The organism is Streptomyces sp. NPDC004031 (assembly GCF_053604375.1).
Genome location: NZ_JBSGHL010000104.1, coordinates 1 through 12,422, shown reverse-complemented (window position 1 = coordinate 12,422; position 12,422 = coordinate 1). Strand labels below are relative to the sequence as shown.

Here is a 12,422-nt window from a genome sequence, read left to right as displayed (position 1 = left end):
TTCGTCCCGTTGGCGGTGCCCTGGCCGGTCACGTCCAGGCACTTGCCCAGCGCCCGCACCGTACCGTCGGAACCCACCGACCACACCTGCGCGGCAGTCCCGTTGCAGTCGTACAACTGCACCGCCGTCCCGTTCACCGAACTGCCACCCGCCACATCCACACACCGGCCGCCCACACCCGTGAACGCACCCGAACCCCCACCCGGAGGCGTCGTCGGAGGCGTGGTCGGAGTGCCGGTCGGGATGTGGATGTCGCCGCGGCTGAGCACCCGGGAGTCGTAGTAGCCGGCCTTGACCGAGTCGTTGGTGTTGTAGCCGGAGTTGGTGAGGTAATCCAGCCACACGTTCCAGTAGACCCACTTGGGCTGGGCCGACAGCTGCGCGGGCTGCGGGACGCTGCCGACCTCCGCGAGGGCCATCGGCTTGTTGCCGCCGGCGATGGCCGACAGCGCGTTGTACCAGTCGGTGGCCGGGAACTTCTGCCACCACACGTCCAGGCCCACCACGTCGACGTAGTTGTCACCGGGGTAGTAGGCGGCCGCCTGGGACGCGGCGCCCTGGACGTCCTTGAGCGCCCAGACCCAGATGATGTTGTCCAGGCCCTTGGACTGCAGGTAGTCGTGGGTGATCTGGAACAGCCGCGCGCTGCCGTTCGGCCCGGAGCGGCCGCCCCACCACGCCCAGCCGTCGTTCATCTCGTGCAGCGGCCGGAACAGCACCGGGATGCCGGCGTCCTTGAGCTGCTGGAAGTAGGGCACGAACTGGTCGAGCTTGTGCTTGTAGTCGGTGTTGAGCGTGGTGCCGTCGGTGATGACCTGCTGCCACTCGGCGTCGGACAGCTTGCTGCCGTTGACGGGGTTGGAGCCGCCCTCGAAGTCGCAGGTGGCCACGTCGGGGCGGCAGGCGTGCATCATCAGGCCGGGCAGCGCGCCCGCGTTCCACTCGGCCTCGGCCTCGTTGATCACGGTCTGCCGGTTGTCGATGTCGTTCTGGCTGAACCCGAAGTCGCCGTTCCACAGGCCCGGGTACTTCCCGGTGATGTCGTGGACCTTGCCGATCCACTGCGCGGGGTTGCTGTTGGCGCCGCCCTGCTGCCCGGACAGGACATGGTTGCCCGTCAGGCTCTTGAGGTAGGCGATCTCGTCGGCCTTGGTCACACCGGACGCGGCGGGCGGCGCCGCGGCGGCGCTCCCGCCGGTCACGGTGAGCGTGACGCCCGCGACCACTGCGGCCACCGTGCCGGCCAGCAGCGCGCGGGTTCTGGCGCGTAGGGACATGGAGGTGCCTTTCGTGAGGGGAGGGGTGATCTGCCGAGCGCCCTGCTCACGGCCCCGGCCGTGCCCGGTGCGGGGGCCGTGCGGAAGGGGGGCGGCGTCACAGTAGACCCGGGGTGTGCCGGTGTCCATATATCGTTCAAGTAGAATTCCCGGCCGCCCCGCCGACACGACCACCCGCACGCCGCCTGACCTGGGGTGTCGCTGCTGCACAACTTCTTCGTCTTTGAGCACGGGAAGTGCCGTGGCGGGGCGTGGAGCCCGTCGGCGTGCGCGGTCCGCGGGCTGCCGGGGCAGTCGCGAAGTGCGGCGAACCCCCCGCCGCTGGCACGTTTTACACCCGGATTGGTCCGCTCCATTGACACCGGCAGGGCGCAGTCCTAGCTTCTGGCGTCAGTTCGGTGCGCGACCGCGATGCCGTCACGGCCCAGTCGGCCAGGCCCGGTTGCCTGCGCACATGCAACGTTCCACCCCCATGACTGCTCATGAGAGGGTTACCCCTTGAGGTCGAAGATCTTCAGGCGCAAGGCTGCCGCCCTGCTGGCCGTGATCCCGCTGGCGGGTGCCGCGTGGCTGGCCACCTCCTCGTCACCCGCGTCCGCGACCGGCGCCTCGACCCCCGGCGCGGTGGTCGACTACCTGCACCAGATCAGCGGCAACCACACGATCAGCGGCGTGCACAACAAGGAACCGCTGAGCAACCCGTCGCAGTACACCGCCCAGGCGCACTCGATCACCGGCAAGTGGCCGGGACTGTGGGGCGGCGAGCTGGGATTCACCGCGACCGACATCGCCAACCGGCAGACGATGATCAACCAGGCCAAGACCGAGTGGGCCAACGGCTCGCTGGTGAACCTCACCTGGCACATGTGCCGGCCCGACGTCGCCACCTGCGCCTTCGACGGCGGTATCAACGGCACGTCGATGTCGGACGCCGAGTGGAGCCAGCTCGTCACCGACGGCACCACGCTCAACAACGACTACAAGGCCAAGCTGGACACCGCCGTCCCGTACTTCCAGCAGCTCAAGGACGCCGGCATCCCGGTGCTGTTCCGGCCGCTGCACGAGATGAACGAGGGCTGGGCGTGGTGGGGCGGCCGTCCCGGGCCGAACGGCAGCGCGCGGCTGTTCCAGATCACCCATGACTACCTGAAGTCCAAGGGCCTGACCAACATCATCTGGGTGTGGAACGTCAAGGACAGCGACGCCAACGGCGGTTCCGGCGGCGTCTCCAGCTTCTACCCCGGTGACAACTACGTCGACGTGGCCAGCCTCGACCCGTGGGTGCACGGCTTCCCGACCGGCGACTGGTATCAGGCGATCCTCAACACCGCGCACGGCAAGCCCGTCTCCCTGGCCGAGGTCGGCACGGTGCCCACACCGTCCCAGCTCGCGTCACAGCCGCAGTGGACCTGGTTCATGATCTGGGCCGACTACATCACCTCGGCCAACTCCAGCTCCGGGCTGCAAGCCACCTTCAACTCCTCGCGTGTCCTCAGCCAGGGCCAGTTCACGCTTCCCGCGGGCGGCGGCACGACGCCTCCGACGACGCCTCCGGGTGGGGGTTCGGGTGCGTTCACGGGTGTGGGTGGCCGGTGTGTGGATGTGGCGGGTGGCAGTTCGGTGAACGGGACGGCGGTGCAGTTGTACGACTGCAACGGGACGGCCGCGCAGGTGTGGTCGGCCGGTTCCGACGGTACGGTCCGCGCGCTGGGCAAGTGCCTGGACGTGACCGGCCAGGGCACCGCCAACGGGACGAAGCTGCAGTTGTGGGACTGCAACGGTTCGGGTGCCCAGCAGTGGGTCGCGGAGTCCGACGGGCATCTGCGCAACCCCCAGTCCGGCCGCTATCTCGACGCTCCGGGAGGTGCCACGGCCAACGGGACCCGGCTGCAGATCTGGGACCGCAACACCAACGCCTGGCAGCTCTGGCACCTCCCCGCCTGAGCAGACCACACCAGGGCGCCGGACCACCGGCACCCGCGCACGTCCCGCCCGCCCCGGCCCGTCGAACGGATGGCCGGGGCGGGCGCGACACGGCAGGATGCCCCGCATGACACTGCCCACTCCCGAACTGCGCACCGCCCGCCTGCGTCTGCGGCCCTTCACCGACGCCGACGCGGAGCCCCTCTACGCGCTGCACCGCAGCGCCCACGTGCTGCGGTACTGGGACTCGCCGCCGTGGACCGACCCGGCCCGCGCCCAGCGCTTCCTCGCGACCTGCCGGACGATGCAGGAGGACGGCACGGGAGCGCGGCTGGCCGTCGAGCGTGCCGACGACGGCGCGTTCATCGGCTGGTGCGGTCTGACCGGCTGGAACCCGGACTTCCGCAGCGCGTCCCTGGGCTATGTCTTCGACGCCGCCGCGTGGGGCCACGGCTACGCGACGGAGACCGCCCGTGCCGTCCTGCGGTGGGCGTTCGACGCCCTGGACCTGAACCGCGTCCAGGCCGAGGCCGACACCCGCAACGCGGCCTCCGCCCGGGTCCTGGAGAAGCTCGGCTTCGTCCTCGAAGGCACCCTCCGCGAGGACTGCGTCGTCGACGGCGACGTCTCCGACTCCTGGATCTTCGGCCTCCTGCGCCGCGAATGGGACCCCACGACCGTCCCGGCAGCCGGTCGGCAGGCCGCGGCCCCGCCCGGCGCCGGGGCCGCCCGGCGCTGACGGCACCGCTCGCCTCCGACACGGCGGGCGCCCCGGCCCCGTGGAGGACTCCCCGGGCGCACGCGCGTGTCGGCCGACGGGCGGGCCGGTCCTACCGGGTCAGGATGGTGCCGTTGGCGAAGCTGTCGCCGCCGTCGCTCGACGCGTAGTGCCAGCCGACGACGGTCAGGTGGTTGCCGGAGGCCGCCACGGCGCCGACGCCCAGCGGCAGTTGCGGGTCGCTCTCGGGCAGGCCGAGGGACTTCCAGCCGCCCGTGGAGGTGAGGCTCAGGCCCACGGCGCCGTCGTCGATGCCGCCCACGACGACGACTCCGTTCCTGCCCCGCAGAGCCACGGACTGGAGGGCGAACGTGCCCCGCGGCAGTCGCACCTCGGTCCACGTGGTGCCGTCCCAGTGCAGGGCGAGGCCCGCCGGTCGCTGCTTGTCGGTGTCGCGGGACCAGCCGACGGCCCATACGTCGTCGGGGGTGCGGGCGGCGACGTCGAAGAGGACGGCCGAGTCGGGGAAGGCCGGGGTCGGCGTGCGGGTCCAGCGGTGTCCGTCCCAGTGCGCTGCGACGGACTGGCCGGTGGCCTCGTCCACGCCGACCACCCAGACGTCGTCCGGCGCCACCTCGTCGACCTGGTTCAGGCTCCAGTCCTGGGATCCCGGGATCCGCACGGAACGCCACCGCTTGCCGTCCCAGTGCTGCACCACGGGGACGGCCGCGAAGGTGTCCTCGGTGTAGCCCTGCCCCACCGCCCAGGCGTCCGTCGCGGAGACCGCGCTCACCGACAGGAGGGCGGCCTCGACGGTTCCGGGCAGGCCCTTGTCCGCGGTCAGGTGCCAGTGGCCGCCGGTGTAGCGCCCGACCAGCACGCCCTGGCCGTCCGCGCCCTGGTCGCCGACGAAGAAGGCCGAGCCGTCGGCGGCGGTGGCGATGTCGTTGATCCTGCTGTTCCACGCGCCGGCGCCCGGCAGCGACAGCTGCCGCCATTTCCCGCCCTTGCCGAGATCGCGCTCGTACAGGGTCGGGGTGAACGAGATCCCCCCGTCGGGGTCGGTGACGACGGTGGCGCCCCCGGCCCAGGTGACCGAGGGGCCCTGCTGGGCCACCGTCATCATCGACACCTGCCCCGTCAGTGTCTCCACCCACGGCCTGCCCCCCACCGGCTCGGCCGCCGCCGTACCGCTCAGCGCCAGCGCGCCGACCCCGGCTCCCGCCAACGCCGCCGCGATTCCGCGTCTGACGGTCACTGCTGCGTGTGCCATCGTCCGTGCTCCCCCTCGGTCGGTTCGGCGCATCGGGCGTGTGCCGGGCCGGCGGCCCGGCGCCCGTGCACAGTGAGAGAGGCCGTGGCCCGGACAACGGTTGCAGGCAACTCCTCCGCGTTCACCGGTCTTCCGGGCACCGCCCGGCCGTCCGGCCGTCCGCCCGGGTGCCGCGGCCCCTGGGCCCCGGGGCCGTGGTCTACTGCCGTCCGGACGTCCCACCCGACGGAGGCACCCGCCATGACCACTCCCTCCCCCTCCACCCCGGAGCGCGCGGCCGCCTTCGGGCGCGTCGCCGAGGACTACGGCCGGCTCCGCCCGGCCCCGCAGCACGAGGCGATCGACTGGATGCTGCCGGAGCGCCCGTCCGCGGTCCTCGACCTCGCGGCCGGCGCGGGCACCCTCACCGCGCTGCTGCCGTCCCGCGTACCCCGGGTGTACGCGGTCGAGCCGGACGACCGGATGCGCGCGGTGCTCGCCGAGCGCCTGCCGGACGCCGATGTCCGGCGCGGCACCGCGGAGTCGATCCCGCTGTCCGACGCGGCCGTGGACGCGGTGATCGTCTCCTCCGCCTGGCACTGGTTCGACACCGACCGGGCCGTTCCCGAGATCGCCCGGGTGCTGCGGCCCGGCGGGCGGCTCGGCATCGTCTGGAACGGTGTCGACCGCGACGTCGAGTGGGTGGACCGCTGGGCGGGCGCCCTCGGCCGCAGCGGCGGCGGGCAGGCGCCCGGGGGCCGCTCGGAGCGCCGCGGGGAGATGCTGCGCGCGGCGCTGGAGCACGCGGACTCGCCCTTCGGCGCGCCGGAGCACGCCGTCTTCACCACCACCCGCCGCACGACCCCGGTCGAGGCGGCGGCGCTGCTCGGCACCTACAGCCGTGTCATCCTGCTGCCCGAGGAGGAGCGCCGAGCCCTGCTGGCCCGAGCCCTGGACACGCTCTGCGCGGAACTCGGCATCAGCCCGGACGACGGCTTCGACCTCCCGTTCCGCGCCCTCACCTGGCGGACGGCGCGCCGGTGACTCCTGTTCGCAGAGGCCCGCTTGAGGAAATATGTAGGCCGGTCTATTCTCGCCCCATGGGACAGAAGGGCGCCGAGACGCGGGACCGGCTGACGGAGGCGACGCAGGAACTGATCGAGACCGGCGGATACTTCAGCGCCGGGCTCAACCAGGTGATCGCGGCCAGCGGGGCGCCCCGCGGGTCGCTCTACTTCCACTTCCCCGGCGGCAAGGACGAGTTGGTCGGGACGTCGCTGCGGCAGGCCGGGCGGTCGGTCAACGGCGCCATGGAGGCGCTGGCCGACTCCCCCGCGTCCGCGGCGGAGTTCGTCGACGCGGTGCTGCGGCACCTGGGCGACCGGCTGGAGGAGTCGGGCTGGCGCAAGGGGTGCCCGGTGGCCACCGTGGCACTGGAGGTGGCCGCGACCAGCGATCCGCTGCAGAAGGCCTGCTCGGAGGTCTACACCCAGTGGGAGGCGACCTTGCGCGCACGGCTGGAGGGCCGCGCGGACGCCGACGACCTCGCGGTCACCGTCCTGGCGCTGATCGAGGGGGCGCTCCTGCTGGCCAGGACGCACCGCAGCCGCGCCCCGCTGGCGTCCGTCGCCCGTCAGATCACCGCATTGCTCGGCTGAGACCGCCCGCCGCCACCGCCGCTCCCGGCGGATCCCGGTGGCGGGCCTTTTGCTGTCCTCAAAATATGTAGACCGATCTATTAGGAGACCGTCATGGACGCGATCGTCTTCGGTGCCACCGGCTTCATCGGCCGCTCCCTGGTCGCCGAACTGCTCGGCAGGGGACAACAGGTGGCGGCCGTCGTCCGCAACGACACCCTCACCCCCTGGCTCACCGGCCAGGGCATCGGCACCGGCGGCCTGACCGTCGCCACCGCCGACATCACGCGACCGCTCGGCGGACTGCCCGACGCGCGGGTCGTCTACAACTGCGCCGCCCGCTACGCCTTCGGCCTCGGGGTGGACGAGGCGCGGGCGGCCAATGTCACCGGGGCGCTCAACGTGGTCGAATGGGCCGCGACGCTGCCGCGGCCGCGCAGGCTCGTGCACGTCAGCGGTTACCGGGTGAGCGCGCCCGAGGGCCGCCCCGACTACGCCGGGCTGGGCGCGTACGAGGCCTCGAAGTTCGAGGGGGATCTCGCGGTACGCGCTCGGGCCCGCGCGCTGGACGTACCCCTGACCCTCGCCAATCCCAGCAGCGTGATCGGGCCGGGGCAGTACGTCGGCCCGGCCGCCCTCGTGGAGAACCTGTGGAACGGGCGGCTCCCCGCGCTGCCCGGCGGTCCGGACGTCTTCGTGCCGGTCGTCACCGTCGGCTACTTCGCGCGCTTCCTCGCGGAGATCCCCGCGGCGCCCGCGGGCGAGCACTACTGGGTGCTCGACGACACCACCCCCCTCCTCCCCGGGCTGATCGGCACGATCGCCGACCACATGGGCGTACGGGCACCCCGCCGCTCCGTCCCCGTCGGCCTGCTGCGGCGTCTGCCGCGCAAGCTCACCGGCGCGGACCCGGAGACGCTCTCCTTCCTGTCGGCGGACCGCTACCCGACGGCCTCCGCCGCGGCCTTCGCCGCGGGCGCCGGCCTGGAGATGCCCCCGGTCGCGGACGCGCTGCGCACCTGGGCCGACGACCTGGTGGCCGCCCGCTTCGGCGCCGCCACCCCCGGGATACGGCCGTACGGCTTCCGGTCCGTCGCGGGCTCCCGTACCTGGGTGACCGGGGAGCGCCACCGGCCGGACCACGTCCTGCTGCACGGGCTGCCGATGAACGCCGACCTCTGGGCGCCTCTCGCCGCGCGCCTGACCGGCCCGGTCCTGGCCCCCGACCTGCCCGGACTGGGACGGTCGGCCGCCTCCTCCCGGCCAGTGGACGAGTGGCTGGCCGACCTCATGAGCCCGGTCAGGACCCGGCCCGTACTAGTCGCGCACTCCCTGGCCTGCGGGCCCGCGCTGCGCTTCGCCGCCACGCGTCCCGAACGCATCCGCAAGCTCGTGCTCGTCTCCCCCTCGTTCCTCCAGGCCCCCGCCGGGCGGCTCACCCGCTCGCGGATCGCGGTGCCGGCCCTGCGCCGTGTGTCCGCCGCCCGGCTGGCCGCGGCGCTCGGCCTCCCGGAGGGACCCGAGGTGGCCGGCGCCGCAGCCGACCTGCGGCGCCCGGGAGCCGCGCGCCGCGTGGTCGGGGCCCTGCGCACGGATCACGCCGCACGCGAGCTGTCGCGCTCGCTCCTGCCCCGGGTGGAGGTCCCCGTCGAGATCGTCGTGGGCGCCGCCGACCCGCTGACCGTGCCGGTCGGCACCCCGGTGACCGAGATCGCCGGCGCAGGCCACTACCCGCAGCTCACCCATCCGGCGCAGCTCGCCCGCCGCCTCGGCCCCGCGGCGGCCGTGCCGCAGCGGTGACCGGGAAGCGCGCCGCCCGACGCGGCCGGGCGCCTTCCGGCGGGGCCCGCCCGCGTCCGTGAAGCCGGCTGTCCGCACGGGCGGGAACGCCCTGATGCCGCCTCACCCGCTCGCCGGGTCACCGGTGGCGGCGGTTCGGCCGTCCGCCGAGACTGGGGGCGTGGCCAGGCCCGATGAGCGGCATCCGGCGGGGAGCGACCTGTTGCGCGCGGCCGTCGTCTCGGTCGGCACGACCGCGGACGTGCTGCGCACCGCGGACGAGCTGGTGCGCGCCGTCGTACCCGGGCTCGCGGACTTCGCCGCGGTCGACCTGCTGGACGGCGTGGTGGACGGCGACGTGCCGCCGCCCGGCCCGGTCGACGGTGCGGCGGCGGGCCTGCGGCGGGCGGCCTCCTGCCGCGCGGGCGGCGGCGTGCCCGGCGAGGTGCCCGTGGGCGCCGACGTGACGTATCCGCCGGGCAGCCCGTACGCGCGCTCGCTGACCGGCGGGATGCCACTGCTGGAGTCGGGCACGGGGCCCGACACGCCGTGGCTCGTCCCCGACGCGCGGCCCGCGCACGCGCTCGCCGCCCTGCCGCTGACGGCGCACGGGACCGCGCTCGGCCTGCTCCACCTCTACCGCGGGCCCGGGGCGCCCCCGATCGCGCCCGGCGACCTGGAGCTGGCCGCCGCGGTGGCGGTGCACGGCGCGGTCTGCCTGGACAACGCCCGCAGGGAGGCGCGCTCGGCGCGCTCGCGGCAGTCCCTGCGGCACGCGCTGCTGCGCGACGTCGTCCCGGCCCACCCCTCCATGGAGCACACCCGGCGCTATCTGCCGGGGCGGCTGTACAAGGGCAAGGGCGGCAGCTGGTGCGACGTCATCGCGCTGTCGAGCGCGCGGGTCGCGCTCGTCGCGGGGGACGCGACCGGTCACGGCATCCAGGCCGTCGCGCGGGCCGGGCGGGCCCGTACCGCCGTGCGCGCGCTGCTCAGCATGGATCTGGCGCCGGACGAGCTGCTGACGCACCTGGAGCACCTGGTGCGGCAGATCCTGGCGACGAACGCGGCCTCGGGCGAGCGTCCGGGACCCACCACGACGTGCCTGCTGGTCTTCTACGACCCGGTGACCGGGCGCTGCCAGGCCGCGAGCGCCGGGCACCCGCCGCCGCTCGTCGTCCGGCCGGACCGGCCGCCGGAGGCGGTGGACATGCCCGTGGGGCCGCCCTTCGGCGAGCACGGCACCTTCGAGTCGGTCGGCCTCGACCTGCCCGAGGACGGAGTCCTCGCCCTCTACACGCGCGGTGTGGTCAGCACCGACGACGGCGCCGACGGGCCGGACGCCCTGGTGCGGGCCCTGGGCCGTCCCGCGGAGGATCTGGACGCGCTGGCCGCGCACGCGGTCGACGCGATCGGGCCGGTGCGGTCCGGCGAGGAGGACGGCGTACTGCTGCTCGCCCGGCCGCGGCCCGTGCCGGGGCGCGACGTCGTGTCGTGGGAGGTGCCGCCGGAGCCCGCCTCGGTGTCGCGGGCCCGCGACCTGGCCGCCGAGCAGCTGACGCTGTGGAACGCCGTCGAGGAGGCGTCGACGACGCAGCTCATCGTCAGCGAGCTGGTCACCAACGCGATCCGCTACGGCCGTCCGCCGCTGACCCTGCGGCTGATCCGTACCGACCGGCTCGTGTGCGAGGTCACCGACACCTCCAGCACGTCGCCGCACCTGCGGCACGCCGGCGGGCTGGACGAGGGCGGCCGCGGCCTCTTCCTGGTGGCCCAGCTCGCCGACACCTGGGGCACCCGCTACACCACCCAGGGCAAGACCATCTGGGCCGAGCAGCCGCTCTCCGGATGACCGGCGGCACGTGCGCCGCGGGCAGGGACCGTACGCCTGGTGCTGCGGGCGGTTCAGCCGCCCGGACCGATGCCCGGGGGCGGCGGCGGGGGCGGCGGCTCGGCGCGGCGGTGCCGACCGGCGCGGTAGACCGCCCAGCTCGCCACGCCCGTCAGCGCGCACACGCTCGCGGCGAGCAGCTGCGCGGCCGCCGACAGGGCGAGGGCCGCGAAGAGCAGCACCAGCGCGAGGACGCTCGCCCACGCGGTGACCCGGCCGGAGCGCCCGGCGCGCGGCGGGGGCTCCACCGGGGCCGGTTCGACCTCGGGCGCGGGTGGTGCCGGTGGGTGCAGCGGCTCCGGGCGGGTGCGCCCGAAGTCCGCGAGCGTCTTGGAGAGCTTCGGATCCTCGCGGGTGATCAGCCGTTCGAGGTCGGCGATCACTCGTCGTTCGTGCAGGGAAAGGACCATCGTGCGCCTCCTCACCCGAGGGGCCCGGCTACCGTCGCCGGCGTTCACTGACCGTAGCGGCGGCTTCGGCCGCTCATGTCCACCGACTACCCGGCGACATACCCGCCCAATCGGGTGAATCCCGCGCTTTTCTCCGGACCGCGTGCCGGGGGGCGGACACGCCGGGCCGGGGCCACGATGGAGGGATGGACACGCACACGGGGTGCGCGCTCGTGGTCGTCGACATGATCAGCACCTACGACCACCCGGACGCGGATCTGCTGGTCGCGTCGGTGCGGGAGGTGCTGCCCGCCGTCACCCGGGCACTGGCCGGGGCCCGGCGGCACGGCACCGAGGTGATCTACGTCAACGACAACTTCGGCCGCTGGCGCTCCCACCACGACGAGCTGGTGGCGGCCGCGCTCCGCGGCCCGCACGCCGACCTGGTGCGGCCCGTGGTGCCCGACGAGGACTCGCTCTTCGTGGTCAAGGCCCGTCATTCGGTCTTCTTCCAGACACCGCTGGAGTACCTGCTCCAGCAGCACCGCATCGGCCATGTGGTGCTGTGCGGCCAGGCGACCGAGCAGTGCGTGCTCTACTCGGCGCTGGACGCGCACATCCGGCATCTGGACGTGACGGTGCTGCGCGACGCCGTGGCCCACATCCACGCCGACCTGGCGGACGCGGCGCTGCGGATGATGGAGCGCAACATGGGCGCCCGGCTCACGGACACCGACGCCATGCGCTGGTGACGCCCGCCGTACAGGTGGCGGCCCGGACGCGGATCGCCCGCCGTACCGGGGTTCGGCCGGCTCCTCACGGGTAGCCGCAGGGCCTACGCACCAGGTGGGAGGTGGGCCGCATGGCCGGGACCGACCGGCAGGACATCACGCACGCGCTCCTGGACGGCTACGGCCGCACGTATGCCGAGCAGGCGGGGATCCGTATGCGGGACACCCCGCAGCCGCTCTACCGGCTGCTGGTGCTCGCGGATCTGCTGAGCGCCCGGATCAGGGCCGACATCGCGGTGGCCGCGGCGAAGGAGCTGTCCGCGGCGGGCATGCGCGATCCTCGCGGGATGGCGGACGCCACGTGGCAGCAGCGGGTCGACGCGCTCGGCCGGGGCGGCTACCGCCGCTACGACGAGAGCACCGCGACCCGGCTCGGCGAGGGCGCCGACCTGGCGCAGGAGCGCTACGGCGGCGATCTGCGCCGGCTGCGCGACGCCGCGGACGGCGACGTGGCGGAGATCCGCGGGCGCCTGCGCGACTTCCCCGGCATCGGTCCGGCCGGTGCGGACATCTTCCTGCGCGAGGTGCAGACGGTGTGGCCGCAGGTCGCCCCCTACTTCGGCGCGAAGGCCGAGCAGGGCGCCGGTGCGCTGGGGCTGCCGCGCTCGCCGGGGAGGCTCGCCGGCCTGGCGGAGGACGCGGAGACCGATCCGGCGGTGCTCGCGGCCGCGCTGGTACGGGTCTCGCTGGACAGGAAGGGCCCCGAGACGGTCCGCGAGGCCGCGCGCTGAACGCGCGTCCGCCGTGTGCCGCCCGGCCGGGCGGCAC

At 74.1% G+C, this 12,422-nt stretch carries 11 protein-coding genes; 8 read left to right on the top strand and 3 right to left on the bottom strand.

Annotated elements, in window-relative coordinates; all coding sequences use genetic code 11:
• Positions 1-1,277: glycosyl hydrolase (locus ACWERV_RS35710; protein WP_452940965.1), on the bottom strand; the 1,277-nt coding region annotated here is incomplete at its 3' end.
• 498 nt (positions 1,278-1,775) lie between these two features.
• Between ACWERV_RS35710 and ACWERV_RS35705 the strand changes: the two genes are divergently transcribed.
• Positions 1,776-3,221 (top strand): glycosyl hydrolase, encoded by a 1,446-nt coding sequence (locus ACWERV_RS35705; RefSeq protein WP_452940963.1) that lies wholly within the window; start codon positions 1,776-1,778, stop codon positions 3,219-3,221.
• A gap of 106 nt (positions 3,222-3,327) precedes the next feature.
• Entirely contained in the window at positions 3,328-3,939 is a 612-nt protein-coding gene (locus ACWERV_RS35700) for a GNAT family N-acetyltransferase (protein WP_452940961.1), read from the top strand.
• A 91-nt stretch (positions 3,940-4,030) separates the two neighbouring features.
• On the opposite strand, the gene ACWERV_RS35695 is transcribed toward ACWERV_RS35700, so the two are convergent.
• Complete coding sequence (locus ACWERV_RS35695; RefSeq protein WP_452940959.1) at positions 4,031-5,191, bottom strand: hypothetical protein; 1,161 nt, start codon at positions 5,189-5,191, stop codon at positions 4,031-4,033.
• Between the two features lie 240 nt (positions 5,192-5,431).
• Between ACWERV_RS35695 and ACWERV_RS35690 the strand changes: the two genes are divergently transcribed.
• The 4 genes from ACWERV_RS35690 (at position 5,432) to ACWERV_RS35675 (ending at position 10,435) form a co-directional block, all read left to right on the top strand.
• Entirely contained in the window at positions 5,432-6,214 is a 783-nt protein-coding gene (locus ACWERV_RS35690) for a class I SAM-dependent methyltransferase (RefSeq protein ID WP_452940957.1), read from the top strand.
• 56 nt (positions 6,215-6,270) lie between these two features.
• Positions 6,271-6,828 (top strand): TetR/AcrR family transcriptional regulator, encoded by a 558-nt coding sequence (locus tag ACWERV_RS35685; protein ID WP_452940956.1) that lies wholly within the window; start codon positions 6,271-6,273, stop codon positions 6,826-6,828.
• A gap of 93 nt (positions 6,829-6,921) precedes the next feature.
• Positions 6,922-8,607 carry an alpha/beta fold hydrolase gene (locus tag ACWERV_RS35680; RefSeq protein ID WP_452940954.1) on the top strand — a complete coding sequence of 562 codons (1,686 nt, stop codon included), beginning with the start codon at positions 6,922-6,924 and terminating at the stop codon, positions 8,605-8,607.
• A 160-nt stretch (positions 8,608-8,767) separates the two neighbouring features.
• Positions 8,768-10,435: a SpoIIE family protein phosphatase gene (locus ACWERV_RS35675; protein WP_452940952.1), complete on the top strand. Its 1,668-nt coding sequence runs from the start codon at positions 8,768-8,770 to the stop codon at positions 10,433-10,435.
• Positions 10,436-10,488: 53 nt separating this feature from the next.
• Here ACWERV_RS35675 and ACWERV_RS35670 read toward each other — a convergent pair whose 3' ends face one another.
• Positions 10,489-10,884, bottom strand: a complete 396-nt coding sequence (locus ACWERV_RS35670; RefSeq protein ID WP_452940951.1) for a DUF3040 domain-containing protein — start codon at positions 10,882-10,884, stop codon at positions 10,489-10,491.
• 185 nt (positions 10,885-11,069) lie between these two features.
• Here ACWERV_RS35670 and ACWERV_RS35665 point away from each other — a divergent pair, with 185 nt between their 5' ends.
• On the top strand, positions 11,070-11,615 hold the full coding sequence (locus tag ACWERV_RS35665) for a cysteine hydrolase family protein (RefSeq protein WP_452940949.1): 546 nt from the start codon (positions 11,070-11,072) through the stop codon (positions 11,613-11,615).
• A gap of 110 nt (positions 11,616-11,725) precedes the next feature.
• Positions 11,726-12,385, top strand: a complete 660-nt coding sequence (locus ACWERV_RS35660; protein ID WP_398183863.1) for an HhH-GDP family DNA glycosylase — start codon at positions 11,726-11,728, stop codon at positions 12,383-12,385.
• Positions 12,386-12,422 lie beyond the last annotated feature (37 nt).